This window comes from Paraburkholderia sp. RL18-101-BIB-B (assembly GCF_046026985.1).
Taxonomy (GTDB): Bacteria; Pseudomonadota; Gammaproteobacteria; order Burkholderiales; family Burkholderiaceae; genus Paraburkholderia.
In genome coordinates, this window is record NZ_JARESV010000012.1 from 61,048 (window position 1) to 84,697 (window position 23,650).

A 23,650-nucleotide genomic window follows, 5' to 3' on the forward strand; every position below is an offset into this window, starting at 1 on the left:
CGACCGTGCCGGCCGGACAATTATTTCGCTCTCCTGTCGGGTCGTTGCCACACTACGCGAGCCACGCCAGTCGCCGCCGAGCTGACCAGTCCATGACTTCGCGCGCCCGTCGAGCCCACCGCGACGCCGCGCGAGCCGTGCCCATCACGGCCGTCTATATTCTGATCCTCCGCCCGTCACCTTCACCGCCCCACCTCCCCGCCGCGCAGTAATAAGAACTTCTCATGACTGTCACGGCACAGTCACGCACACTTGGCCCAATACGGGCACCGCAACTCGACGCGTGAGCCATGGACCCCAAAACGTCCGCGACTTCCCTGTTCCGCCAGACCGGCCCGAGCGTCGACCCTGTCGCGTTCCGCCCGGAACCCAACCATAGTCACGGCTTGCCGCTGCCCGTGCCGCCACTGCCGCTCGACGCCAACGCCAGTCATCACGACGACGATCACGCCGAGCCGCACCGTTACCGCACCATCTGGCTGTCCGACATCCATCTCGGTTCGAGCGGCTGCCAGGCGCCCTATCTGCTCGATTTTCTGCGCCACAACGAGTCGGAGTATCTGTACCTCGTGGGCGACATCATCGACGGCTGGCAGTTGAAGAAAGGTTGGTACTGGCCGCAGGCCCACAACGACGTCGTGCAGAAGGTGCTGCGCAAGGCGCGCAAAGGCACGCAAGTGATCTACGTGCCCGGCAATCACGACGAAGCCGCACGCCAGTTCTGCGACCTCGCGTTCGGCGACATCCACGTGCGCGGCGAGGCGTTTCACACCACGCTCGCCGGCAAGCGTCTGTGGATCGTGCACGGCGATCTGTTCGACGGTGTGATCCAGCACGCCAAGTGGCTCGCCTATCTCGGCGACACGCTCTACACCATGATCCTGATCCTGAACCGCTGGTTCAACCGGATCCGCAGCCGGCTCGGTTTTCCGTACTGGTCGCTGTCGCAGTACCTGAAGCATCAGGTGAAGAACGCGGTGAATTTCATCTCCTCGTTCGAACGCGTGATGACCGACGAAGCACGCCGCCGCGGCTGCGACGGCGTGGTCTGCGGGCACATCCACAAAGCCGAGATACGCGATATCGACGGCGTCCTGTATTGCAACGACGGCGACTGGGTGGAAAGCCTGTCGGCACTCGTCGAAACCTATGAAGGCGAACTGAAGGTGATCTACTGGACCGTGATGCGCTCCCCGGAAGTGGGCGTGCAAAAGGCCCGGGCGACCGCGTAGTCCCTCTTAACTTCTATTGGGCCAAAACCGATGAAGATCATGATCGTCACCGACGCATGGGAACCGCAGGTCAACGGCGTCGTGCGCACGCTGAAAAACACCACGCGCGAACTCAGCGCGCTCGGCCATCACGTCGATCTGCTGACGCCGCTCGAATTCAAAACGATCCCTTGCCCGACTTATCCTGAGATCCGCCTCTCGCTGCTGCCGCGCCGCAAGCTGCGCGAGCGTATCGATGCCTTCTCGCCCGACGCGTTGCACATCGCCACCGAAGGTCCGCTCGGCATGGCCGCGCGCGCCTACGCAATCCAGCACAAGCTGCCGTTCACCACCGCTTATCACACGCGTTTTCCGGAGTACGTGCAGGCGCGCTTCGGCATTCCGCTCGCCGCGACCTACAAGTTCCTGCACTGGTTTCACAAGCCGTCGCTGGCTGTGATGGCGCCCACGCCGGTCGTCAAGAGCGACCTCGAAAAATTCGGCTTCACCAACGTCGTGCTGTGGACGCGCGGCGTCGACCTGGACATCTTTCACCAGATGGACTCGAAGGTGCTCAACAGCGCACGGCCGATCTTTCTGTACGTGGGACGTGTGGCAGTCGAGAAGAACGTCGAGGCGTTTCTGAAGCTCGATCTGCCGGGTTCGAAGTGGGTTGCCGGTGAAGGTCCGGCGCTCGCCGAACTGAAGTCGCGCTATCCGCAAGCGAATTACCTGGGCGTGCTGACGCAGGCCGAGCTGGCGAAGGTCTATGCGGCGGCGGACGTCTTCGTGTTCCCGAGCCGCACCGATACGTTCGGGCTCGTGCTGCTCGAAGCGCTCGCATGCGGCACGCCGGTCGCGGCGTATCCCGTCACCGGTCCGATCGACGTCCTCGGCGACGGCGGCGCGGGTGCGATGCACGAAGACCTGCGTGAAGCCTGCCTCGAAGCGCTGAAGATCGATCGCAACCACGCGCGCGCGTGGGCCGAACGCTTTTCATGGGCGGCGGCCTCCGAGCAATTCGCCGCGCATCTGAAGCCGCTGCCGCGCGCTTCATATCGCGAGGAAAGCGCCGCCGCGTGACGCGGCGTGCCGAGTTGTCCATGCGAACCAGACCATCCACCGTGGGGCGCGCGCCGAACGGCGCGCTGCGTGCCGTCGATGCCGAGAACGACAACGCGAGCATCGAACCCTTCGACGACGTGAGCGAGCCAGGCACGCCGAATCATGCAGATCACGCGCATGGTTTGAACGGCATGAACGGAGCGAGTGCCGCGAACGGCACGCGACAGAACGGCACGCAATCCGACACGCAGAACGAACCGCTCAGTCCCGACGATCCACTCGCGCCGCTGCCTTTCAATCCCTACAAAGGCAATCGCGGCCTCACGCGCGCCTGGCACGCGATGAAAAATTCGCTCGCCGGGTTTCGCGTGGCGATTCGCGAGGAAAGCGCCTTTCGCCAGGAGCTCACGCTCGCCGCGATCCTGATTCCCTGCGGCGTGCTGGTGCCGGTCGAGCCGGTGTCGCGCGTATTGCTGCTCGGTTCCGTGCTGCTGGTGCTGATCGTCGAGTTGCTGAATTCGAGCGTGGAAGCGGCCATCGACCGGATTTCGCTCGAACGCCATGAACTCTCGCGCCGCGCGAAGGATCTCGGCAGCGCGGCCGTGATGGTCGCGCTCGGCATGTGCCTGATGACGTGGCTGCTGATCGTCGGGCCACTGGTCGTGCATTGGGTCAAGGCATGGCTGTGACGCCTGCCGTCACCGCGTTTTAACGCGCTCGCGCCGCCGCCGAACGGCGCGCGAAACCGCCTTGAGCAATGAAAATCCTGACTATCCGCTTGGTATAAGAACGCTCGGTTTATAATCGTCCGACAGTCTCACAGGAAAACGCTGGGCCGCCCCAAGTTTTCCGCTCCGCAGGAAGTCCCCGTTCCGAAGGAAGTCCCCTTTGGGGCTTGGGGAATTGCCCTCGCGGAGGCCTGTCGAACTGCGACAGGTTGGGGGCGCTCATATACCAACCGCGTCCGGGTGGATCACGCAAAGAGCGGCACGCCGCCGTGTGCCCCAGCCCGGCGTAACCAGGGCCGGACGACATGGAAGCCAAACCTCCCCGCCGCACGCGCGAACGGATTCTCGAACTGTCGTTGAAGCTGTTCAACGAAATCGGCGAGCCGAACGTCACGACGACGACGATCGCCGAGGAAATGGAAATCAGTCCAGGCAACCTGTACTACCACTTCCGCAACAAAGACGACATCATCAACAGCATCTTCAGCCAGTTCGAGCAGGAGATCGAAAAGCGTCTGCGTTTTCCCGACGACCATCGCGCGACCATCGACGAAATGTGGTCGTATCTGCAGTACATGGTCGATTTCACGTGGCGCTATCGTTTCCTGTATCGTGACCTGAACGATCTGCTGGCGCGCAATCGCACGCTCGAAACGCATTTCAAGCAGATCATCAGCCACAAGGTGCGGTTTGCGAGCCAGTTCTGCGAACAGCTCGTCGCCGACGGCGAAATGGTCGTCACGCCGGAAGAGCTGCACGTGATCGCCACCAACGTCGGCGTGATCGGCACGTACTGGCTCTCGTACCAGTTCGTGATGAACCCGCGCAAATACAACGAGCAGGAAGCGATGCGCGCGGAGCTGCATCAGGTGAGCGTGCAGATCGTGTCGCTGATGGCGCCTTATCTGCGCGGCCGCTCGCGGCAGATTTTCGACGACCTCGTGTCGGGCAAGCTGCCCAAGCGCGAGTTTTACGACTACCTGCCGCCCAAGGAAGGCGCCGCGCCCCGCAACGAACCGAAGGACGTTTGAGCATGAAGTCGGTGTGTGTGTATTGCGGCTCCTCCAACGGAGCCAAACCGTTGTATGCGGAAGCGGCGCGCGCCTTTGGCCGCGCGCTGGTGCAAGCCGATCTCGCACTGGTGTACGGCGGCGGCAAGGTCGGTCTGATGGGTGTGATCGCCGACACGGTGATGGCCGAAGGCGGCCGCGCGATCGGCGTGATTCCCGAGCTGCTGGTCAACAAGGAAGTCGGCCATAACGGCCTGACTGAACTGCATGTCGTGCCCGATATGCATCATCGCAAGAAGATGATGGCCGACCTGTCCGACGCGTTCGTCGCGATGCCTGGCGGCGCGGGCACGCTCGAAGAGCTGTTCGAGGTCTACACGTGGGCGCAACTCGGCTACCACCAGAAAGCGGTGGCGCTGCTGAATATCGACGGCTTCTACGATCCGTTGATCAATCTGCTTCAGCACACGGTCGACGAAGGCTTCATGCGCCAGACCTATTTCGACATCCTGCAGATCGACGCCGATCCCGCCGGGTTGATCGGCAAGCTGCAACGCTACCAGCCGCCCGTCAGCGACAAGTGGGCGATCAAGCGCGACGCGGTCTGAGTTTCCCCTAACGTTGAGGTTGCGATGACGAAAGCTGTTCTGATCACCGGTGGCAGCCGCGGCATTGGCCGCGCGACCGCGCGTTTGCTGGGTGCGCGCGGCTGGTCGGTCGGCGTGAATTACGCGCAAAATCTCGCCGCGGCACAGGACACCGCCGCCGAAGTCGAACGCGCCGGTGGCCGAGCGGTGACGATTGCGGGCGATGTTGCGAATGAAGCCGACGTGCTGGCGATGTTCGACGCGCTTCAACAGAAATTCGGCCGGCTCGATGCGCTCGTCAATAACGCCGGGATCGTCGCGCCGTCGAGCCAACTCGCCGACATGGACCTCGTGCGCCTGAAGCGCATGTTCGACGTGAACGTGCTGGGCGCGTATCTGTGCGCGCGCGAAGCCGCGCGGCGCATGTCGACCGATCGCGGCGGCGCGGGCGGCGTGATCGTCAACGTGTCGTCGGCGGCGTCGCGTCTTGGTTCGCCGAACGAATATGTCGACTACGCCGGCTCGAAAGGCGCCGTCGATACGATGACGCTCGGCCTCGCCAAGGAACTCGGCCCGCGAGGCGTGCGCGTGAACGCGGTGCGCCCTGGCTTGATCGACACCGAGATCCACGCGAGCGGCGGCAAGCCCGAGCGCGCCGCGCAACTCGGCGCGACCACACCGCTCGGCCGCCCCGGCACGGCCGACGAAGTGGCGGAAACGATCGTCTGGTTGTTGAGCGACGCTGCTTCGTATGTGACGGGTGCGCTGCTCGATGTATCCGGCGGGCGCTAGGTCTCGCTTTCCTGCTCGCTACGCGCCGCGTGCGCGTCAGCCGAGCGGCGAGTGCCTGTGGGCCTAGAACGATGAACCGGGTGTGCGCAGGAAGGCGCTTTCTTCCGCCGTCGATGGACGCCCGAGCGGCGCATTGCGATGCGGAAAGCGTCCGAAACGCTCGATGATTTCCGCGTGCCGCACCGCGGACCGGTAATACGACTTGCCGCCCCGCTCCGCGTTCAACTGCTTGAACAGACGCAGCGACTCGCGCTGACTTGCGAGCGTCTCGTCGTGCTCGAACGGCAGATAGGCGAACGCGCGATGATGCACCGTAGGCAGCCGGCGGTCGGCCCCACTGGCGATCATCTGCTGCGCGGTGAGCAAGGCTTTCTGGTCGGCGGCGAACGCGCGCGCCGTGTTACGGTGACAATTGCGCGAGAACTGATCCAGCACGACGACGAGCGCCAGCGCGCCGAGCGGTGTTTGCGTCCAGTTGTCGAGCGCGGACTCGCGGGCCGCATCGATCAGGGTACCGAAGCGTTCCCGCAGCATCGTGTCGAAAGCGGCATTGCGTGAAAACCAGATTTTGCGCTCCGTGCCGAACTCCGGCGCGCCCGGTACGCCGAACCAGCAGTCTAGGACTTCGCGTGCTTCCTGAGGCATGTCGGCGTAATCCGCAGTTGCCGCGCCGGGTGTCGAGCCCAACCCCAACCCGTTAGCCATTCCGGTTGCGCATCCAGTCAGCCGTTTCGAAGAACGAGCCGAGCAGGCGCTCCCTCAGCGGCTCGGCAAGACCGACGTCTTCCATCGCCCACGCCATGCACCTGAGCCACTGATCGCGCTCGCTGGAGGCGATCGCGAACGGCAAATGCCGCGCGCGCAAACGCGGATGACCGAAGCGGCTGATGTAGTGATCGGGGCCGCCCATCCAGCCGCACAAAAACCAGAAGAACTTGTCGCGTGAACCGTCGAGCGATTCCGGATGCAACGCGCGGATTCCGGCGAAATCCGCTTCGAGATCCATCAGGTCGTAAAAGCGGTCGACCAGTTCACGCACACGCGCTTCGCCGCCCACCAGTTCGAAGGCCGTCGGCTGCGCCGCGGACACTTCGTCGTTCAAATCACTCATACCTGCTCACTAACCGATAAGAAAAATCACGCGTCCCGCAGCGATTGCAACGCCGGCCGCGCCAGCACATGCCGCAAGCTCAGCCAGCCGCCCACGCCGGCACACGCGATGCCGGCGGCAATGCCTGCCGGCAACAACCAGGGATTGAAACTCAGATAGAACTCGAAGACGCGCGTCGCCAGCACGTAGCCGATGGCCTGCGCACCGGCCGCCGCCATCAGACCCGCCAGCGCGCCCACCGCGACGAACTCGGCGATCTGCACCGCCCGCACCTGTCGATGCGACGCGCCCAGCGCGCGCAGCAGCGCGGATTCCCGCATACGCTCATCGCGCGTGCCGGCAAGAGCCGCGTACAGCACGAGCACGCCCGCCGCGAGCGTGAACGCGAACAGGAACTGCACCGCGCCGATCACCTGCTGCAAGACGCGCTGCACCTGCGCGAGAATCGGCCCGGTGTCGATGGCGGTGAGGTTCGGATAAGTGGAGATCAGGCCGTCGATGGTCGACTGTTTCTCCTGCGGCAAATGGAAGCTCGTGATGAACGTCGCCGGGAAATCCTGCAAAGCCGCGGGCGGCATCAGCACGAAAAAGTTGACCTTGAACGAACCCCAGTCGAGCTTGCGCACACTCGTGACCGGCGCGTCGATTTGCAAGCCGGTCACGTCGAAACGCAGCATGTCGCCGGGTTTCACGTTGATCAGCTTGGCGAGCCCCTGCTCGATCGAAATCTGCGGCGTTTTCTTGTCGCCGTACCAGGTGCCGGCGGCGAGACGGTTGTCGTCGGGTAGCTCGGTCGTGTACGACAGATTGAATTCGCGATCCACGAGACGCTTGGCGTCGTCGCCCTTGAACGCGTCCGGATTGACCGGCTTACCGTTGATCGCGGTCAGCCGTCCGCGCACCATCGGCGCGAGCACCGTACCGGGCACGCCATGCGTGCTCAGATATTGCGTGACGGCGTCGCGCTGGTCGGGCTGAATGTCGATGATGAATTCGTTCGGCGCATCGGGCGGCGTCGATTTACGCCAGCCGGCCACGAGGTCGTTGCGCGTCATCGCGATCAGCAACAGACACATCAGGCCGATGCCGAGCGCGGTGATCTGCAATGCGCTCGCGCTGCTGCGCCGTTCGAGCGACGCCAGCGCATAACGCCAGCCGATGCTCGCATTCACGCGCTCGCTGCGCACGACGCGCGCCGCGCCCCATAGCGCGAGCCGCGCGATGCACGCGAACACCAGCATCCCGCCCGCGAAGCCGCCCGCGACGATCCCGCCGAGCTTCAACTCGCCCGCCGCGATGATCAGCAGCGCGGCGAACAGCGCGATGCCTAGCGCGTAGGCCGCCCACGCCGTGCGTCCCGCTTCGCCCCATTCGCGGCGCAGCACGCGCACCGGCGGCACGCGCGTGAGCGGCAACAGCGGCGGCAACGCGAAGCCCAGGAGCAGCACGAGACCGGCCGCGATGCCTTCGAGTGCCGGCCATACCGTCGGATACGGCAGCACCACGTCGATCAGACTGCCGAGCCACGTGAGCAGCGCGAGATGCCCGAGGTAACCGAGCGCCACGCCCAGCGCGCCGCCAATCAAACCGAGTCCGACGAATTCAAGCGTGAAGAGCGCACGCAGCGTCGACTGACTGACGCCGAGGCAACGCATCGCCGCGCAGCCGTCCAGATGCCGGCGCATATACCGATGCGCGGCCATTGCAATCGCCACGGCCGCCAGCAAGGCGGTGAGCAGCGAGACGAGCGTGAGGAAGTGACTCGCGCGGTCGAGCGTCTGGCGCACTTGCGGCTGCCCATCCTGCAGCGATTCGAGCGCGACGCCGCGCATCTTGCCGCCGTCCACCCGCTCATGCGCGAACTGCGCGAAACGCGCCACCGATTCGTCCGGGCCCGCAACCAGCAAGCGGTACGTCACACGGCTGCCGTAGGTGACGAGGCCGGTCGACGGCACGTCGTCGGCACGCAGCATCAGGCGCGGCGAGAAGTTGACGAACGAGAAACCGCGGTCGAGTTCGCGCGTGATCACCGCGCCGATCGTGAAGTTGCGACCGCCGACTTTCACCGCGTCGCCGACACGCACCTTCAACGCGTCGAGCAGCGCCTGATCGACCCACACGACGCCCGGCGGCGGAATCGATTGCGCCGGGTGGTCCGCCGCGCCCGGCGCCGACGCGATGCGCAACGCGCCGCGCAGCGGGTAACCGGGCGACACGGCTTTGATCGCGGCAAGCCGCGAGACCGGCTGTGCGCCGGTCGAATTGATCATGCTGGGAAAGATCGCCGTGCTGGCGGTATTCAGACCGAGCGCTTTGGCTTGCCCGGCGAATTGCGGATCGACCGGATGATCGGCCCGCACGATGAAGTCGGCGGCAATCATGCGCCGCGCGTCGCGTTCGAGCCCCTGGTGCAGACGGTCAGCCAGAAAGCCGACACTCGACAAAGCCGCCACGGCCAGCACCAGCGCCAGCAGCAGCATCGTCAGCTCGCCCGCGCGCCAGTCGCGCGCCGTCATGCGAATGGACTGGCGCACCAGATCCATGCCACCGAACCGGCGCGTCGTCGTCGGTAAAGCCCTGCGCGCCGTAGAACCCCGTACCGTATCGCTCAATCGTGCCTGCTCCTGGCAAAGCGCGACACCATGTGCGTCGCCATGCCGCGAAAACCGCCCTGCACCCCACGCCAGAGCCGCGGCAATGCCCAGCCGGCCAGCATCAGGAAGCCCACCATCAACACCAGAAAGACGAGCGGCACGAACAGCGCGAGCAGCATGCCGCCGAACACGAGTCCGTCTTCAGCGGTCGAGGTCACCACATTCGACACCGGTTCCGGCGACAGATTGATCAACGCGCGCGTGCCCGCTTTAGCAAGGTGCGCCGTGCCCGCCAGCGTGCCGCCCGCGAGCGCGGCCACGGTCAACAGCGCCGGATCGGCATGGCCGAGCGCGCCGGCTGCCAGCACGGCGCCCGCCGGAATGCGGATGAAGGTATGGACCGCGTCCCACAGCGAATCGAACGCGGGGATCTTGTCGGCGAGGAATTCGGTGACGGTCAGCACGCCCGCCACACCGATGACCCACGGCGAGGACAACGCGGACAGCGTATCGGGAAGATGGACGAGGCCGAGACGGGCGAATACGCCGGCCAGCAGGACCGTCAGATAGAGGCGCAGACCGCTGCCCCATGAGAGGCCCGCAGCGAGCGAAAGTGATTCAAGCATGGCCGCCTCCGGGCGCGCTGTGCGTGCCGGGCGCTTCGACGGGCCACGAAAGGGGAGCCGCACTGAAGTCGTCAGACCCGCGCCAAGCCGGCCGCGCCAAATGGGCCGCGGACAATTTCAGGTTGGATTCGATCTCATTATAGCCACGTTAATTCGCAGAACGCAGAGCGGAGAATAAATGGCGAGACTGATTGGGCGCCGGCCGGACATCGGCGGACTCGGCGAATGGGCCCGGCAGCGGCATGCAATGCGGGGCTCAATGCCCGGAAGATAGCTTCAATCCGATCAGTCCGACCACGATCAGCGCCGCGCTGGCGACCCGCGCGACGGTCAAGGCCTCGCCCATCATCACGATCCCGAAGATGAACGCGCCGACCGCGCCGATCCCGGTCCACACCGCGTACGCCGTGCCGAGCGGCAATTGGCGCATGGCCATGGCGAGCAGCACAAAGCTGCCAAGCGCAGTCACCACCGTGAACACGGACGGCCAGAGCCGGGTAAAACCTTCGGAGGTTTTGAGACCGGCCGCCCACGCGACTTCGAGCAAACCGGCAATCAACAGAAGAATCCAGGACATGAGACAGCTCCATGATCAGATGGGGCCGTCCCCGTTTGTGAAACCGCAAGGTCGTCCTTACGAACTGTAATTATACCAAAGCCGTTCAGGCGCCGCCGGCAGCGGGCCGCCGCAAGCAAGCGCACCGCGCCGTCGCAAATTAGCCACACGGCCTCAAACCGCGCCCACCAGCCGGTATCCGACACCCGTTTCCGTAATGATGTGCTCCGGCTGCGCCGGGTCGCGCTCCAGCTTGCCGCGCAGATGCGCCATATAGATGCGCAGGTAGTGATGGCTCTCGACATGCGACGGCCCCCACACGTCGCGCAGCAACTGGCGGTGCGTCAGCACGCGACCGGCATGGCGCACCAGCGTGGCGAGCAGCCGGTATTCGATCGGCGTCAAATGAACGACAGCGCCGTCGCGGCTCACCTGCCGCAGGGCCAGATCCACTGTCACCGTGCCGAAGCGCACCTGTGGCGATTCGTTGGCGCCGCCTTGATTGCGCCGCCGCATATGCGCGCGGATCCGCGCCAGCAGTTCGGACACGCCGAACGGCTTGGTGAGGTAGTCGTCCGCGCCGGCATCGAGCGCGGCGACTTTTTCGCTTTCCTGGGTGCGCGCCGACAACACGATCACCGGCAGCTCGCTCCAGCCGCGCAGTTCGCGAATGACGTCGAGTCCGTCGGTGTCGGGCAGGCCGAGATCGACGATCACCAGATCGGGCTTGCGCGTCGCGGCCTCGACGAGACCCTGCTTGCCGGTTTCGGCATCGTGCACGACGATGCCCTCGCCTTCCAGCGCCGTTCGCACAAAGCGGCGAATCTGCTTTTCGTCTTCGATCAGGACGACGGTGATGCTGGGGTCACTCATGGCTAGGCTTGGAAAGCGGGTTAAGAGTTGAATCGCTGCCGGTATCGACGTGAATCAAGGAGTCGGCGCCCTCGTCTTCCATGGAATCCGGTGCGTCGGGCGGCGTCTCCACCGGCAGCGTGAACCAGAAGCGCGCGCCTTCGACACGGCCGTCCGCCGACACGCGATTGAGCGCGCCGATTGTACCGCCGTGCGCTTCCACGATCGCGCGGCAGATTGCGAGCCCCAGGCCGATGCCCGGTTTGGCCGACTCCTTCTCGCCGCGCGTGAATTTCTCGAACACGCGCGCTTCCATGCCCGCGGGCAGGCCCGGGCCGCTATCGTCGACGCTCACGCGCACGAACGACTTGCCGTCCGCGTCGAGACGCTGCGCGCCGATCGTCAGCGGCGTGGCCGGCGCCGTGTATTTGGCGGCGTTTTCGAACAGGTTGGAGAAGAGGCGCTCCATCAGCACGGCGTCGAGGTGCAAGAGCGGCAGATCAGCGGGCAGTTTCACCTGCACCGGATGATTCGCCAGCACGCGTTTGCACGCGCGCAGCGCGGCGCCCACCGTTTCTTCGAGCAGCGTCCATTGCTGGTTCAGTTGCAGACTGCCCGCCTGCAAACGCGCCATGTCGAGCAGATTCGTGACGATGCCGGTCATGCGCAGCGCTTCCTCGTGAATCGCTTCGACCAGCTCGCTGTTGGGCTGCGCCTCGGGCGCTTGGGCCAGCATCGACGAGAAGCCGACGATGGTCGTCAACGGCGTGCGCAGATCGTGCGAGATCGCCGACAACAGCGAGTTGCGCAGACGCTCCGACTCCATGTTGACGAGCGCATCGCGCGCGATGTCGACGTAATGCACCCGTTCCAGCGCAAGCGCGATCTGCGCGGCGAACGCGTCGAGCATGCGCTGCTGCTCGGGCACGTCGAGCTCGCCCTCGTCGCGCATCACCACCGCGAGCACGCCGCGCGTGCGCATCGGCGCCTTGAGCGGCAGGTAGAGCGCGGCGGCGGCCGGCAGCGTATCGGTGCCGTGGCCGGCCGGCTTCTGTTGATCGTAGACCCATTGACCGACGTCGCTATCGAGCATCTCGCCTTCGAGCGTGATCGCCGCGTCGGGATCCTCGATCTTCTGCTTCACCTGATCGACGCTGTCCGGCAACAGAATCGCGACGCGCGCACCGAACACCTCGCTCACATGACGGCTGCCGATGCCGACGATCTGCTCCGTGGTCAGCGCCGCGGCCAGTTCGCGCGCCATGGCGTACATCGCGCCGGTGCGCTGCTCGCGGCGCCGCGCCACGCTCGCCTCGCGGCGCAGGCTCGAAGTCAGATGGCTGATCACCAACGAGGTCAGCAGCATGCCCAGGAAGGTCAACAGATACTGCGTGTCGGAGACCGACAGCGACATGCGCGGCGGCACGAAGAAGAAATCGAACGCGGCCACGCTCATGAACGACAGCACCACGCCGGGTCCGCGTCCCAGCCTCACCGCGGCGAAGATCACGCCGAGCAGGTACAGCATGACGAGATTGGTCAAATCGATATGATCGATCAACTGGCTCGACAGCAGCGTGATGGCCGCGCAGATCAACAGCGCGAAGCCGTAGGCGCGCGGCGGCGAGCGGCGTTCGCGCGCCGCGCTCAGCGCCTCGCGCCATGCGTTCGCGGTGGTGTTCAACAGATGGCGATGCTCGCCGCCGTCGCGGTCGGACGAGGCGCGAATCAGCGTGAGATCGAGATCGGCCGTTTTCTCGGCGATACGCTCGCCGAGCGGCCGGCGCAGCCAGCGGTTCACGCCCGTGCGCGCCGACGCGCCGGCCACCAGCTTCGACACGTTGCGCGCCTGCGCGTAGCCGATCAACGCGACGGCCGCGTCGGCGGCCGCCAGCGTGGCGGTTTCGGCGCCGAGTTCGGCGGCGAGTTTCAACGCGTTCAGCGTGCGTTCGCGGCGCGCATCCGGCAAACGCTGCAGCGCCGGCGTCTCGACATAGACTGCAATCCAGTCGGCCTTCAGGCTGGCGGCGAGACGCGCCGCCGCGCGCACCAGCATCGGTGCTTCCGGGCCGGGGCCGACGCACACCAGCAAGCGCTCGCGCGCCTGCCAGATACGTTGGATCGAACGGTCGGCGCGATATTCACGCATCTGCGCATCGACGCGATCCGCGGTGCGGCGCAGCGCCAGCTCGCGCAGCGCGATCAGATTGCCTTTGCGAAAGAAGTTGCGCACCGCGCGCTCGGCCTGCTGCGGCATATACACCTTGCCGTCGCGCATCCGGTCGAGCAGTTCCTCGGCGGGCAAGTCGACCAGCGTGACTTCGTCGGCGCGATCGAACACGCGATCCGGCACCGTCTCCCAGACGCGAATGCCGGTGATCTGGCCGACCACGTCGTTCAGGCTTTCGAGGTGCTGGACGTTGACCGTCGTATAGACATCGATGCCCGCGTCGAGCAGTTCATACACGTCCTGCCAGCGCTTCAGATGCCGCGCGCCCTGCACGTTCGAGTGCGCGAGTTCGTCGACGAGAATCAGTTGCGGCTTGCGGGCGAGCGCGGCATCGAGATCGAACTCGCCGAGCTTGCGGCCGCGATATTCGATATGCGCGAGCGGCAGCACGTCGAGACCGTCGAGCAATGCCGCGGTTTCAGTGCGGCCATGCGTTTCGGCGATGCCGACCACCACGTCCGCACCTTCATCGTGACGCCGGCGCGCGGCCTGCAACATCGCATAGGTTTTGCCGACGCCCGCCGACGCGCCGAAAAAAATCTTCAGCCTGCCTCGCTGACGTTTTTCTTCGTCGCGTTGCAGCTTGTCGAGCAACTCATCGGGATCGGGGCGGTTCATGCTCAATGGTTTTCATCGTTGGGCGAGCGGCGGTGTATGCATGGTGGCACGGCGGCGGCCCGGCCGCAAATAGCGGCCACCGTACACCGCGGTCACCGTACATGGCGTTGCGCCGTCAAAAGGCAAAGGCGGAGTCGCGCGGACGCCGCCTTTGCGAAGCGAAGCGCTGCCGCGTTTCGTCAATCAACCGTGCTTCATCTCGTCCAGCGCCAGATTCAGTTCCAGCACGTTCACACGCGGCTCACCCAGAATGCCGAACTGACGGCCGCTCGTATAGCGATCCACCAGCGCCTGCACGTCGTTCGCAGCGAGCTTGCGTGCCTTGGCGACGCGCTCGATCTGATAAGCCGCAGCCGCCGGGCTGATCTCGGGATCGAGACCGCTGCCCGACGACGTCACCAGATCGACCGGCACCGGCTTCGACATATCCGTGCCGGCTGCCTTCAGCGCGTCGATACGGCCTTTGATTTCGTCGAGCAGCGCCGGGTTGGTCGGGCCGAGATTCGAACCGCTCGAACCCTGCGCGTTATACGGCATCGGGCTGGTGGCCGACAGGCGGCCCCAGAAGTATTGCGGCGCATCGAACTGCTGGCCGATCAGCTTCGAACCGACCACCTTGCCGTCCTGCTCGAGGATGCTGCCGTTGGCCTGATCGTTGAAGGCCGCCTGACCGACGGCAGTCATCACCGCGGGATAGGCAAGTCCGGTGACGGCGGTGAGCACCGCGAAGATCACGATCAACGGACGGAACAGATTTTTCATGATGAATAATTCCTCTTGAACTAGCGCTTAGACCCAACCGAACGCGGCCAGCACCATATCGATCAGCTTGATGCCGATGAACGGCACGATGATCCCGCCCAAACCATAGATCAGCAGATTGCGGCGCAGCAGGATCGCCGCGCCCAGCGCGCGATAGCGCACGCCCTTGAGCGCCAGCGGAATCAGCAGCACGATGATCAGCGCGTTGAAAATCACCGCCGACATGATGGCCGAGGCCGGCGTGGCCAGGTGCATCACGTTCAGCGCATTCAGCGCCGGATAGGTCGTGGCGAATGCAGCCGGAATGATCGCGAAGTATTTGGCGACGTCGTTGGCAATCGAGAACGTGGTGAGCGAACCGCGCGTCATCAGCATCTGCTTGCCGATCTCGACGATCTCGATCAGCTTGGTCGGATTCGAATCGAGGTCGACCATGTTGCCGGCTTCCTTCGCGGCCTGCGTGCCGGTGTTCATCGCCACCGCGACGTCGGCCTGCGCGAGCGCCGGGGCGTCGTTGGTGCCGTCGCCGGTCATCGCGACGAGGCGCCCTTCGGCCTGGTGCGCGCGGATCGTGGCGAGCTTCGCTTCCGGCGTGGCTTCGGCGAGGAAATCGTCGACGCCGGCCTCCGCGGCAATCGCCGCCGCGGTCAGACGGTTGTCGCCCGTCACCATGATGGTCTTGATACCCATCTTGCGCAGTTCGGCGAAACGTTCCTTGATGCCGCCCTTCACCACGTCCTTCAACTCGATCACGCCGAGCACGCGCGCGCCCTGCTCGCCTTTCTCGGCCACCACCAGCGGCGTGCTGCCGCGCCGTGCGACTTCGGCCACGGCGTTGCTGACTTCGTTGGGGAAACGGCCGCCGTTGGCTTCGACGTAGTTCTTGACCGCATCGGCCGCGCCCTTGCGGATTTCACGGCCCGGCAGATCCACGCCGCTCATGCGCGTTTGCGCGGTGAACGCGAGGAACGTGGCATGCAACGAGGCCATATCGCGTTGGCGGATGTTGAAGCGCTGCTTCGCCAGTACGACGATGCTGCGGCCTTCCGGCGTTTCGTCGGCGAGCGACGACAGTTGCGCGGCATCCGCGAGCGCTTCTTCCGTCACACCCGGCGCCGGCACGAATTGCGAAGCCTGGCGATTGCCGAGCGTGATGGTGCCGGTCTTGTCGAGCAACAGCACGTCGACGTCGCCGGCCGCTTCGACCGCGCGGCCCGATGTGGCGATCACGTTCGCCTGCATCATGCGGCTCATGCCGGCCACGCCGATCGCAGACAACAAACCACCGATGGTGGTCGGAATCAGACACACCAGCAGCGCGACCAACGCGGTGATCGCCACCACGTGGCCGGCCTTCGCGGCTTCGACCGAAAACATCGAGAACGGCAGCAGCGTGGCGGTGGCCAGCAGCATCACGATCGTCAAGGCGACCAGCAGAATCGTCAGCGCGATTTCATTCGGCGTTTTCTGACGCTTCGCGCCTTCCACCATCGCGATCATGCGGTCGAGGAACGCTTCGCCCGGATTCGCCGTGACGCGCACCACGATCCAGTCCGACAGCACGCGCGTGCCGCCCGTCACCGACGAAAAGTCGCCGCCCGACTCGCGGATCACCGGCGCGGATTCGCCCGTGATCGCCGATTCGTCGACCGACGCGACGCCGTCGATCACTTCGCCGTCGGCCGGGATCACGTCGCCGGTTTCGACCAGCACGACGTCGCCCTTGCGCAGATCGGAAGCCGTCAGAATGCGGATCGGCGACTTCGGATGCGGCTCGTTGAGCTTCTTGGCCATCACGTCTTTCTTCGCGCTGCGCAGCGACGCCGCCTGGGCCTTCGAACGGCCTTCGGCAAGCGCTTCCGCGAAGTTGGCGAACAGCACCGTGAACCACAGCCACAAGGTGACCGCGAGAATGAAGCCCGCGGGCGCCTCGGCCTGGCCGCCGAGCGCGGCGATCCAGAGAATGGTCGTGAGAATGCTACCCACGTACACGCAGAACATCACCGGATTGCGGAACTGCGTGCGTGGCGTGAGCTTCTTGAAGGAGTCCACGATCGCCGGGCGCACTAGCGCCGGGTCGAACATGGACCGGGTTGCATTATGTTCAGTCATTGAATCCTCGAATTTCCCGTTTGCGCCTGTTCAGTCGTTGGATCGCAAGGGTCGCCTCAATGCGCGCCCATCATGATCAGATGTTCGACACCAGGACCGAGCGCGAGCGCAGGCACATAAGTCAGCGCGCCGACCAGCAGCACCGTGCCGAGCAACAGCACGACGAACAGCGGGCCGTGCGTGGGCAGCGTGCCGCCCGTAACGCCGATGCGCTTTTTCGCGGCCAGCGAGCCGGCAATCGCGAGCACCGGAATGATCGTGCCGAAGCGGCCGAACCACATCGCGATCGCCGTGAGCCAGTTGTAGAACGGCGTGCTCACCGTGAGACCCGCGAACGCGCTGCCGTTGTTATTGGCCGCCGAACTGAACGCGTAGAGGATTTCGGAGAAACCGTGCGCGCCGGGGTTGAGAATGCCGGCCTTGCCGGCGTCGCTCAATACCGCGATCGACGCGCCGACCAGCACCAGCAGCGGCGTAAGCAGGACGACGATCGACACCATCTTCATCTCGTACGCTTCGATCTTCTTGCCGACGTATTCCGGCGTGCGGCCGATCATCAGGCCCGCCACGAACACGGCCAGCATCGCGAACACGAGCATCCCGTACATACCGGAACCCACGCCGCCGAAGATCACTTCGCCGAGTTGCATCAGCAGCATCGGATAGAGGCCGCCGATCGGCGTCAACGAGTCATGCGTGTTGGCAACCGCGCCGCACGAAGCCGCGGTGGTCGCAACCGTAAAGATGCCCGACTGCGCGATGCCGAAGCGCGTTTCCTTGCCTTCCGCATTGCCACCCGACTGCAGCGCATTGGCCGACTGGTCGACATGCAATGCGGTGATGGCCGGATTGCCGCCCTGCTCCGAGCTGATCTCGCCGAACACGCAGACCGCAAACGCGATCGTCATGGTGGCGAGCACGGCCACGCCCTGCTTGCGGTCGGCGATCATGCGGCCGAACACCAGCGCCAGCGCCGCGGGGATGATCAGGATCGAGAAGATCTGCAGGAAGTTCGAGAACGGCGTCGGGTTTTCATACGGATGCGCCGAGTTGCCGTTAAAGAAGCCGCCACCATTGGTGCCGAGCATCTTGATCGCTTCCTGAGAAGCAACCGGGCCCATCGCGAGGGTTTGCGTCTTCACGGGCGTATCGACCGTGACCGGATTGCCCTTCGCGTCCTTCACCGGATTGCCTTGCGCGTCGAGCTTCGGCGCGGCATAGGTCGTGGTCTGCAGCGTCGGCACGTCCTGATACGACTTGAAGTTCTGGATCACGCCCTGGCTCATCAGCAACGCTGCGAGGATCGCCGACATGGGCAGCAACACGTAGAGCGTGACGCGGGTCAAGTCGACCCAGAAGTTGCCGATGGTTTGCGCGGTATGGCGCGCGAAGCCGCGAATCAGCGCGATCACCACCACGATGCCGGTGGCGGCCGAGAAGAAGTTCTGGACGGTGAAGCCGAGCATCTGCGTCAGATAGCCGACGGTTTGTTCAGGCGTGTAATCCTGCCAGTTCGTGTTGGTCACGAAACTGACCGCCGTGTTGAACGCGCCGTCGACCGTCATCGGGCCGAACTGCTGCGGGTTGCCCGGCAGCCAGCCTTGCACGCGCAGCAATACGTAAAGAAACAGCGCGCCGAGCACGTTGAACGCGATCGTGGCGATGGCATAGTGCTTCCAGCTCATTTCCGTCGACGAATCGACGCCCGCGATGCGATACAGGAAACGTTCGACGGGACCGCCGAAGCGGACCACGCGCGAGCTGCCGTCCATCACGGCGCTCAGATAGCGGGACATCGGCACCGCGGCTGCCAGCAGCACGACGATGAAGAGGCCCGCTTGCAGGACATTGTTCGAGTTCATTCAATGTCCTCCGCGCGCAACAGCGCATAGACCAGGTACACAAACAGCAACGCGGTCGCCGCGCCGGACAACCAGAGAATCCAGTTCATGAGCGCGCTCCCTGCCCACGGCGAAACTGCATCAACTTCTCGCAGCCGATAATCAACGCGAAGGTCAGCGCGGAAAACAGCACCAGCCCCCCGACATACAGCACATCCATTTTTGTTCTCCATTACACGGACTTTGGATAGCCGCAACGTTATGCCGATCCGTGTAAAGGGCTGGTCAAAGATGGGGTGGCGTATATAAAAATCGCGTAAACGGACAAGGCCGCTCCATCCTGCGATGGAACAGCCTTGTGCCTGCTGGGCGTGGTTTTGCGGCATGCCGCGCCGGTTCGGCTCCGGCCGTGGCGTGAGCTCGAATGAGCGCGGTTTTTATACGGCGGATGCCGTCGCGCTCATGTCATGGGTGTTACGGCAGCAGCACCGTCGAGCCCGTCGTGCGGCGCCCTTCGAGATCCGCGTGCGCGCGGCCGACATCCGCCAGCGCATAACGCTGATTGATGCTCGTCTTGACCTTGCCCGACACCAGCACGTCGAACAGTTCGGTGGACATCGCCTCGTAGTCGATGCGTTTGGCTATATAAGTGAAGAGGGTCGGGCGCGTGAAGAACAGCGAACCGCGTCCGGCGAATTCCGACGAATCGATCGGCGGCAACGGCCCCGACGCATTGCCGAAGCTCACGAACATGCCGAGCGGCGCGAGGCAATCGAGCGAGGCCGTAAACGTGTCTTTACCGATCGAGTCGTACACCACCGGCACGCCCGCGCCGTTGGTAATCTCACGCACGCGCTTGGTGAAGTTCTCGCGCGTGTAGACGATCGCGTAATCGCAGCCGTGCGCCTTGGCGATCTCCGCTTTTTCATCCGAGCCGACCGTGCCGATCACCGTCACGCCGAGCGCCTTCGCCCACTGGCACACCAGCAGACCCACGCCGCCCGCCGCGGCCTGAATCAGGATCGTGTCGCCGGCTTTCACGGGATACGTGCGGCGCAGCAGATATTGCGCGGTCAGGCCTTGCAGCATCACCGAGGCGGCCTGTTCGTCGCTCAGGGCGTCGGGCACCTTCACGACCTGCGCGGCCGGCAGCACGCGCTCCTGCGCGTACGCGCCGGGCGGGCGCCCCACATAGGCGATGCGATCGCCCACCTTGAGACCGGTCACGCCCGAGCCGAGCGCCGTCACTTCGCCTGCCGCCTCCATGCCGAGACCGCCCGGCAACGGCAACGGATACAGACCCTTGCGGAAGTACACGTCGATATAGTTCAGCCCGACCGCCGTCTGCCTGACGCGGATCTCGCCCGCGCCCGGCTCACCGACTTCGACGTCGACCCACTTCATCACTTCGGGGCCGCCGGTTTTATCGAATCGGATTGCTTTGACCATCATGTCTCCTTGAGGTTGGGTGTCGCTTGATCGGGTCGAGAGTGTGAGCTCAAATCTGTTGCGTGAGGCGCAAGGTCAGCGAGTCGAGCACCATGCGCGCCGTCGAAATGTTGGTCGCGCACGGTATGTTGTGCACGTCGCACGCGCGGACTAGCGCGTTGATGTCCGGCTCGTGCGGCTGCGGCGTCATCGGGTCGCGCAGAAAGATCACCATGTCCACGCGACCTTCCGCGAGTTGCGCGCCGATCTGCAGGTCGCCGCCATGCGGGCCGGACAACATGCGTTCGACCGCGAGGCCGTACGCGTCGGCGATGCGCCCGCCGGTCGTGCCGGTCGCCACGATGTCGCAACGCCGCAGCGTGTCGACGTATTCGCCGGCCAGTTTGACGATGTCGTCCTTTTTATGATCGTGCGCGATCAGCGCGATACGGGTGGTCATGACGTAAGACTCCTGGAACCGTTGTGATTGTCGTTGTTGTAGCGATGCTTGAATGCGGGCCGTTCAGAACGTGCCAGGATAGGCGCCGCCGTCGATCAGCAAGTTCTGCCCGGTGATGTAGCCGGCATGCACGCTGCACAGGAAGGCGCAGGCGGCGCCGAATTCCTCGCGCGTGCCGAAGCGGCCGGCGGGAATCGTCTTCGTGCGCTGCTTGCGCGCTTCGTCGACGGATATGTTTCCCGCCTTGGCTTGCGCCTCGAAGGTGACGCCGATGCGGTCGGTGTCGAACAGCCCCGGCAGCATGTTGTTGATAGTCACGCCGGTGGACGCGACCTTGCGCGCGAGTCCCGCGACAAAGCCGGTCAGCCCCGAGCGCGCGCCGTTGGACAACGCGAGCACGTCGATCGGCGCCTTCACTGCCGAACTCGTGATGTTGACGATGCGCCCATAACCGTTCGCGCTCATCGAGTCGATGGTCGCGCGAATCAGCTCGATCGGCGTGAGCATGTTGCTTTCGAGCGCGCGGATCCAGTCGTCATGCGTGAAGTTGCGGAAATCGCCCGGCGGCGGACCGCCTGCGTTGTTGACCAGAATGTCCGGCCGCGGACAGGCGGCGAGCGCCGCGGCGCGGCCTTCCGGCGTGGTGATGTCGCAGGCCACCGTCTTCACTTCCACACCGCTTTGCCTGCGAATCTCCGCCGCGGTCGCCTCCAGCGTCTCGGCGGTACGCGCGACGATCGTCAGGTTGACGCCTTCGGCGGCAAGCGCTTCCGCGCAGCCGCGCCCCAAACCCTTGCTGGCCGCGCAGACCAGCGCGGTGCGTCCTGCGATTCCCATGTCCATCAGTGTTCTCCTCGTGAAAGTGTGCCTCGTGAGAAAACGCCGGGCCGCCGCACGTTCTCTCCGTCCGGACGTCTGGCGCGAAGCGGCAGCTCTGAATGCCCTCTCGCGGCAAAGTTTCCCCGATTCTAGAAGAATCGGTGCCGGACTGCGCCGGGCCGCTGCAATCTCCGGTATCTTCGGGCGGCACTCTTTCGGTAAACTTGCGCCGTGGCGCGTCCGCCAGCCAGCCGGTTCACCGGCCGTGCGGCGCGCCGAACCGATCCCTCTTGCCGCCCCGTGCGCACCCGCCATGACCCAGGACAGCCGTTTTCCCAATCTCTTCATCCTCGATCACCCGCTGATCCAGCACAAGCTGTCGCATATGCGCGACCGGGATACCTCGACTCGCACGTTCCGCGAACTGCTGCGCGAAATCACGTTGCTGATGGGCTACGAAATCACCCGCAATCTGCCCATGACCACGCGCCGCCTGACCACGCCGCTCGTCGAGATCGACGCGCCGGTGATCGCCGGCAAGAAGCTGGCGATCGTGCCGGTGCTGCGGGCCGGCATCGGCATGTCGGACGGCCTGCTGGAGCTGGTGCCGTCGGCGCGGGTGGGCCACATCGGCGTGTATCGCGCCGAGGACCATCGGCCGGTCGAATATCTGGTGCGCCTGCCCGACCTCGAAGATCGCGTGTTCATTCTGTGCGATCCGATGGTCGCGACCGGCTACTCCGCCGTGCACGCGGTCGACGTGCTCAAGCGCCGCAACGTGGCCGGCGAGAACATCCTGTTCCTGGCGCTGGTCGCCGCGCCCGAAGGCGTGCAGGTGTTTCAGGACGCCCATCCGGACGTCAAGCTGTATGTCGCCTCGCTCGATTCGCATCTGAACGAGCACGCGTACATCGTGCCGGGTCTCGGCGACGCCGGCGACCGCCTGTTCGGCACGAAAAATTGAAAGCGGCCTGAAAACTGCGTGACGGCGAGCATCAGACGCCGCTGTTGCGCACTTTTCGCAGCGTTTGCCACTATCTCGCCCTCTGCCGCACCCCTGCGGCGTGATAAAATTCGAATCCGCTCAAAGAGCGGCTCAACTCGCACCACCGCCTGGCGCACCGCGCCTTTCGCGGGGCCTGGCAGGCCGGCGCGGCCTTTGCCGCGTGCCAGCCGCACCGCCCCGTCCCAATCGCGCTGCCAACCCGCGGGCCCGCTAGCCGGGCCCGGCTGGGCGTGATCAGGCTTGAAACGCCTGGTTGCGGAGGGCTAGTCACAGGCGGTAGCCACGAACGGTTGAGCCGGACAGTCAGGCAGCGGACGGTTTGACATCGAGGCGCAAAACACGCAAACACGCGCAAGCGCCCGGCATCGCAACGACAATTGCACAATGCGTGCGCCCCACTGGCGCGCGCGATGGAGAAAGGTATGGCGGGTCATTCGAAATGGGCCAACATCAAGCATAAGAAAGCAGCGGCCGACGCCAAGCGCGGCAAGGTCTGGACGCGGCTCATCAAGGAAATCCAGGTCGCGGCTCGCATGGGCGGCGGCGACATCGACTCGAACCCGCGCCTGCGGCTCGCCGTCGAAAAGGCGTACGACGCCAACATGCCGAAAGATAACGTCAACCGCGCGATCCAGCGTGGCGTGGGCGGTGTTGACGGCGCAAGCTACGAAGAAATCCGCTACGAAGGCTACGGCATCGGCGGCGCGGCGGTGATCGTGGACACCATGACTGACAACCGCACGCGTACGGTGGCGGAAGTGCGTCACGCGTTCTCGAAGAACGGCGGCAACATGGGCACGGACGGCTCTGTGTCGTTCATGTTCGATCACGTCGGCCAGTTCCTGTTCGCGCCCGGCACGCCGGAAGACAAGCTGATGGAAGCCGCGCTCGAAGCCGGCGCCGACGACGTCGTCACGAACGAAGACGGCAGTATCGAAGTGCTGTGCCCGCCGAACGATTTCCCGAAGGTGAAGTCCGCGCTGGAAGCAGCGGGCTTCAAGGCCGAGCTGGCCGAGGTGACGATGAAACCTCAGACGGAAGTCGAGTTCACCGGCGACGACGCGGTGAAAATGCAGAAGCTGCTCGACGCGCTGGAGAATCTGGACGACGTGCAGGAAGTCTATACAAACGCCGCGATCGCCGACGAATGAGCGCGCCCCGGCAGCGCGTGGCGCGCGGGCTCGTGTCGAGCCGTGCCACCCTCTGCCGGTTGACCCTCGCGTCGTTTCTGAGCGGACGTGC

At 64.8% G+C, this 23,650-nt stretch carries 23 protein-coding genes; 8 read left to right on the forward strand and 15 right to left on the reverse strand.

The genetic code is table 11. The features are described from left to right. Nucleotides 1-290 precede the first annotated feature (290 nt). The 6 genes from P0D73_RS19130 to P0D73_RS19155 all read left to right on the forward strand — a co-directional run bounded on the left by P0D73_RS19130 (nucleotide 291) and on the right by P0D73_RS19155 (nucleotide 5,393). Nucleotides 291-1,232 carry a UDP-2,3-diacylglucosamine diphosphatase gene (locus tag P0D73_RS19130; RefSeq protein WP_408178037.1) on the forward strand — a complete coding sequence of 314 codons (942 nt, stop codon included), beginning with the start codon at nucleotides 291-293 and terminating at the stop codon, nucleotides 1,230-1,232. 30 nt (nucleotides 1,233-1,262) lie between these two features. Beyond that, nucleotides 1,263-2,294 (forward strand): glycosyltransferase family 4 protein, encoded by a 1,032-nt coding sequence (locus tag P0D73_RS19135; protein WP_106306728.1) that lies wholly within the window; start codon nucleotides 1,263-1,265, stop codon nucleotides 2,292-2,294. A gap of 20 nt (nucleotides 2,295-2,314) precedes the next feature. After that, a complete protein-coding gene (locus tag P0D73_RS19140; RefSeq protein ID WP_408432504.1) occupies nucleotides 2,315-2,965 on the forward strand; it encodes a diacylglycerol kinase in 651 nt (216 codons plus the stop codon). A gap of 344 nt (nucleotides 2,966-3,309) precedes the next feature. Continuing rightward, nucleotides 3,310-4,035 (forward strand): TetR/AcrR family transcriptional regulator, encoded by a 726-nt coding sequence (locus tag P0D73_RS19145; protein WP_132375276.1) that lies wholly within the window; start codon nucleotides 3,310-3,312, stop codon nucleotides 4,033-4,035. 2 nt (nucleotides 4,036-4,037) lie between these two features. Next, nucleotides 4,038-4,622 (forward strand): LOG family protein, encoded by a 585-nt coding sequence (locus P0D73_RS19150; RefSeq protein ID WP_408178035.1) that lies wholly within the window; start codon nucleotides 4,038-4,040, stop codon nucleotides 4,620-4,622. A 24-nt stretch (nucleotides 4,623-4,646) separates the two neighbouring features. Continuing rightward, complete coding sequence (locus P0D73_RS19155) at nucleotides 4,647-5,393, forward strand: SDR family oxidoreductase (protein ID WP_408432506.1); 747 nt, start codon at nucleotides 4,647-4,649, stop codon at nucleotides 5,391-5,393. Nucleotides 5,394-5,456: 63 nt separating this feature from the next. Here the strand turns inward: P0D73_RS19155 and P0D73_RS19160 are convergent, their stop codons facing one another. The 15 genes from P0D73_RS19160 to P0D73_RS19230 all read right to left on the reverse strand — a co-directional run bounded on the left by P0D73_RS19160 (nucleotide 5,457) and on the right by P0D73_RS19230 (nucleotide 21,426). Beyond that, on the reverse strand, nucleotides 5,457-6,098 hold the full coding sequence (locus P0D73_RS19160; RefSeq protein WP_408287207.1) for a DUF924 family protein: 642 nt from the start codon (nucleotides 6,096-6,098) through the stop codon (nucleotides 5,457-5,459). Then, on the reverse strand, nucleotides 6,091-6,504 hold the full coding sequence (locus P0D73_RS19165; RefSeq protein ID WP_310812467.1) for a group II truncated hemoglobin: 414 nt from the start codon (nucleotides 6,502-6,504) through the stop codon (nucleotides 6,091-6,093). Before P0D73_RS19165 ends, P0D73_RS19160 begins: the two co-directional genes overlap by 8 nt. Nucleotides 6,505-6,530: 26 nt before the next feature. Further along, the gene (locus P0D73_RS19170; protein ID WP_408178032.1) at nucleotides 6,531-9,116 is read right to left on the reverse strand and encodes an ABC transporter permease; all 2,586 of its coding nucleotides are present in this window, start codon (nucleotides 9,114-9,116) and stop codon (nucleotides 6,531-6,533) included. Next, entirely contained in the window at nucleotides 9,113-9,724 is a 612-nt protein-coding gene (locus tag P0D73_RS19175) for a DUF4126 domain-containing protein (protein WP_007175644.1), read from the reverse strand. The genes P0D73_RS19170 and P0D73_RS19175 overlap by 4 nt, the downstream gene beginning before the upstream one ends. A gap of 256 nt (nucleotides 9,725-9,980) precedes the next feature. Then, entirely contained in the window at nucleotides 9,981-10,301 is a 321-nt protein-coding gene (gene sugE / locus P0D73_RS19180) for a quaternary ammonium compound efflux SMR transporter SugE (protein WP_132375282.1), read from the reverse strand. Between the two features lie 153 nt (nucleotides 10,302-10,454). Continuing rightward, entirely contained in the window at nucleotides 10,455-11,153 is a 699-nt protein-coding gene (gene kdpE / locus P0D73_RS19185; protein WP_132375283.1) for a two-component system response regulator KdpE, read from the reverse strand. Then, the gene (locus P0D73_RS19190; RefSeq protein ID WP_408432509.1) at nucleotides 11,146-13,980 is read right to left on the reverse strand and encodes a DUF4118 domain-containing protein; all 2,835 of its coding nucleotides are present in this window, start codon (nucleotides 13,978-13,980) and stop codon (nucleotides 11,146-11,148) included. The genes kdpE and P0D73_RS19190 overlap by 8 nt, the downstream gene beginning before the upstream one ends. 183 nt (nucleotides 13,981-14,163) lie before the next feature. After that, nucleotides 14,164-14,742, reverse strand: coding sequence for a potassium-transporting ATPase subunit KdpC (gene kdpC / locus P0D73_RS19195; protein ID WP_132375285.1), 579 nt, complete (start codon nucleotides 14,740-14,742; stop codon nucleotides 14,164-14,166). Between the two features lie 27 nt (nucleotides 14,743-14,769). Continuing rightward, complete coding sequence (kdpB, locus tag P0D73_RS19200; protein WP_132375286.1) at nucleotides 14,770-16,854, reverse strand: potassium-transporting ATPase subunit KdpB; 2,085 nt, start codon at nucleotides 16,852-16,854, stop codon at nucleotides 14,770-14,772. Between the two features lie 56 nt (nucleotides 16,855-16,910). Continuing rightward, nucleotides 16,911-18,716: a potassium-transporting ATPase subunit KdpA gene (gene kdpA / locus P0D73_RS19205; protein ID WP_408432511.1), complete on the reverse strand. Its 1,806-nt coding sequence runs from the start codon at nucleotides 18,714-18,716 to the stop codon at nucleotides 16,911-16,913. Further along, entirely contained in the window at nucleotides 18,713-18,805 is a 93-nt protein-coding gene (kdpF, locus tag P0D73_RS19210) for a K(+)-transporting ATPase subunit F (protein ID WP_011487462.1), read from the reverse strand. Before kdpF ends, kdpA begins: the two co-directional genes overlap by 4 nt. Then, nucleotides 18,802-18,915 carry a potassium ABC transporter ATPase gene (locus P0D73_RS19215; protein ID WP_132375289.1) on the reverse strand — a complete coding sequence of 38 codons (114 nt, stop codon included), beginning with the start codon at nucleotides 18,913-18,915 and terminating at the stop codon, nucleotides 18,802-18,804. The genes kdpF and P0D73_RS19215 overlap by 4 nt, the downstream gene beginning before the upstream one ends. 254 nt (nucleotides 18,916-19,169) lie before the next feature. Beyond that, nucleotides 19,170-20,144 (reverse strand): quinone oxidoreductase family protein, encoded by a 975-nt coding sequence (locus P0D73_RS19220; RefSeq protein ID WP_408432604.1) that lies wholly within the window; start codon nucleotides 20,142-20,144, stop codon nucleotides 19,170-19,172. Between the two features lie 49 nt (nucleotides 20,145-20,193). After that, on the reverse strand, nucleotides 20,194-20,583 hold the full coding sequence (locus tag P0D73_RS19225; protein ID WP_408432513.1) for a methylglyoxal synthase: 390 nt from the start codon (nucleotides 20,581-20,583) through the stop codon (nucleotides 20,194-20,196). A gap of 63 nt (nucleotides 20,584-20,646) precedes the next feature. Continuing rightward, on the reverse strand, nucleotides 20,647-21,426 hold the full coding sequence (locus P0D73_RS19230; protein ID WP_408432515.1) for an SDR family oxidoreductase: 780 nt from the start codon (nucleotides 21,424-21,426) through the stop codon (nucleotides 20,647-20,649). A 289-nt stretch (nucleotides 21,427-21,715) separates the two neighbouring features. Here P0D73_RS19230 and upp point away from each other — a divergent pair, with 289 nt between their 5' ends. Beyond that, on the forward strand, nucleotides 21,716-22,366 hold the full coding sequence (gene upp, locus P0D73_RS19235; protein ID WP_011487457.1) for a uracil phosphoribosyltransferase: 651 nt from the start codon (nucleotides 21,716-21,718) through the stop codon (nucleotides 22,364-22,366). A 464-nt stretch (nucleotides 22,367-22,830) separates the two neighbouring features. Further along, nucleotides 22,831-23,559 carry a YebC/PmpR family DNA-binding transcriptional regulator gene (locus P0D73_RS19240; RefSeq protein WP_408178029.1) on the forward strand — a complete coding sequence of 243 codons (729 nt, stop codon included), beginning with the start codon at nucleotides 22,831-22,833 and terminating at the stop codon, nucleotides 23,557-23,559. The last annotated feature ends 91 nt before the right edge of the window (nucleotides 23,560-23,650 follow it).

Bases quoted from the DNA above. Each gene is read 5' to 3' on its own strand.
- sugE (WP_132375282.1), bottom strand. From the start codon at position 10,301: ATGTCCTGGATTCTTCTGTTGATTGCCGGTTTGCTCGAAGTCGCGTGG.
- P0D73_RS19215 (WP_132375289.1), bottom strand. From the start codon at position 18,915: ATGGATGTGCTGTATGTCGGGGGGCTGGTGCTGTTTTCCGCGCTGACC.
- P0D73_RS19135 (WP_106306728.1), top strand. From the start codon at position 1,263: ATGAAGATCATGATCGTCACCGACGCATGGGAACCGCAGGTCAACGGC.
- kdpE (WP_132375283.1), bottom strand. From the start codon at position 11,153: ATGAGTGACCCCAGCATCACCGTCGTCCTGATCGAAGACGAAAAGCAG.
- P0D73_RS19145 (WP_132375276.1), top strand. From the start codon at position 3,310: ATGGAAGCCAAACCTCCCCGCCGCACGCGCGAACGGATTCTCGAACTG.
- P0D73_RS19150 (WP_408178035.1), top strand. From the start codon at position 4,038: ATGAAGTCGGTGTGTGTGTATTGCGGCTCCTCCAACGGAGCCAAACCG.
- kdpB (WP_132375286.1), bottom strand. From the start codon at position 16,854: ATGACTGAACATAATGCAACCCGGTCCATGTTCGACCCGGCGCTAGTG.
- P0D73_RS19130 (WP_408178037.1), top strand. From the start codon at position 291: ATGGACCCCAAAACGTCCGCGACTTCCCTGTTCCGCCAGACCGGCCCG.
- upp (WP_011487457.1), top strand. From the start codon at position 21,716: ATGACCCAGGACAGCCGTTTTCCCAATCTCTTCATCCTCGATCACCCG.
- P0D73_RS19230 (WP_408432515.1), bottom strand. From the start codon at position 21,426: ATGGACATGGGAATCGCAGGACGCACCGCGCTGGTCTGCGCGGCCAGC.
- P0D73_RS19140 (WP_408432504.1), top strand. From the start codon at position 2,315: ATGCGAACCAGACCATCCACCGTGGGGCGCGCGCCGAACGGCGCGCTG.
- P0D73_RS19155 (WP_408432506.1), top strand. From the start codon at position 4,647: ATGACGAAAGCTGTTCTGATCACCGGTGGCAGCCGCGGCATTGGCCGC.
- P0D73_RS19190 (WP_408432509.1), bottom strand. From the start codon at position 13,980: ATGAACCGCCCCGATCCCGATGAGTTGCTCGACAAGCTGCAACGCGAC.
- P0D73_RS19165 (WP_310812467.1), bottom strand. From the start codon at position 6,504: ATGAGTGATTTGAACGACGAAGTGTCCGCGGCGCAGCCGACGGCCTTC.
- kdpC (WP_132375285.1), bottom strand. From the start codon at position 14,742: ATGAAAAATCTGTTCCGTCCGTTGATCGTGATCTTCGCGGTGCTCACC.
- kdpA (WP_408432511.1), bottom strand. From the start codon at position 18,716: ATGAACTCGAACAATGTCCTGCAAGCGGGCCTCTTCATCGTCGTGCTG.
- P0D73_RS19220 (WP_408432604.1), bottom strand. From the start codon at position 20,144: ATGGTCAAAGCAATCCGATTCGATAAAACCGGCGGCCCCGAAGTGATG.
- P0D73_RS19175 (WP_007175644.1), bottom strand. From the start codon at position 9,724: ATGCTTGAATCACTTTCGCTCGCTGCGGGCCTCTCATGGGGCAGCGGT.
- P0D73_RS19240 (WP_408178029.1), top strand. From the start codon at position 22,831: ATGGCGGGTCATTCGAAATGGGCCAACATCAAGCATAAGAAAGCAGCG.
- P0D73_RS19225 (WP_408432513.1), bottom strand. From the start codon at position 20,583: ATGACCACCCGTATCGCGCTGATCGCGCACGATCATAAAAAGGACGAC.
- kdpF (WP_011487462.1), bottom strand. From the start codon at position 18,805: ATGAACTGGATTCTCTGGTTGTCCGGCGCGGCGACCGCGTTGCTGTTT.
- P0D73_RS19160 (WP_408287207.1), bottom strand. From the start codon at position 6,098: ATGGCTAACGGGTTGGGGTTGGGCTCGACACCCGGCGCGGCAACTGCG.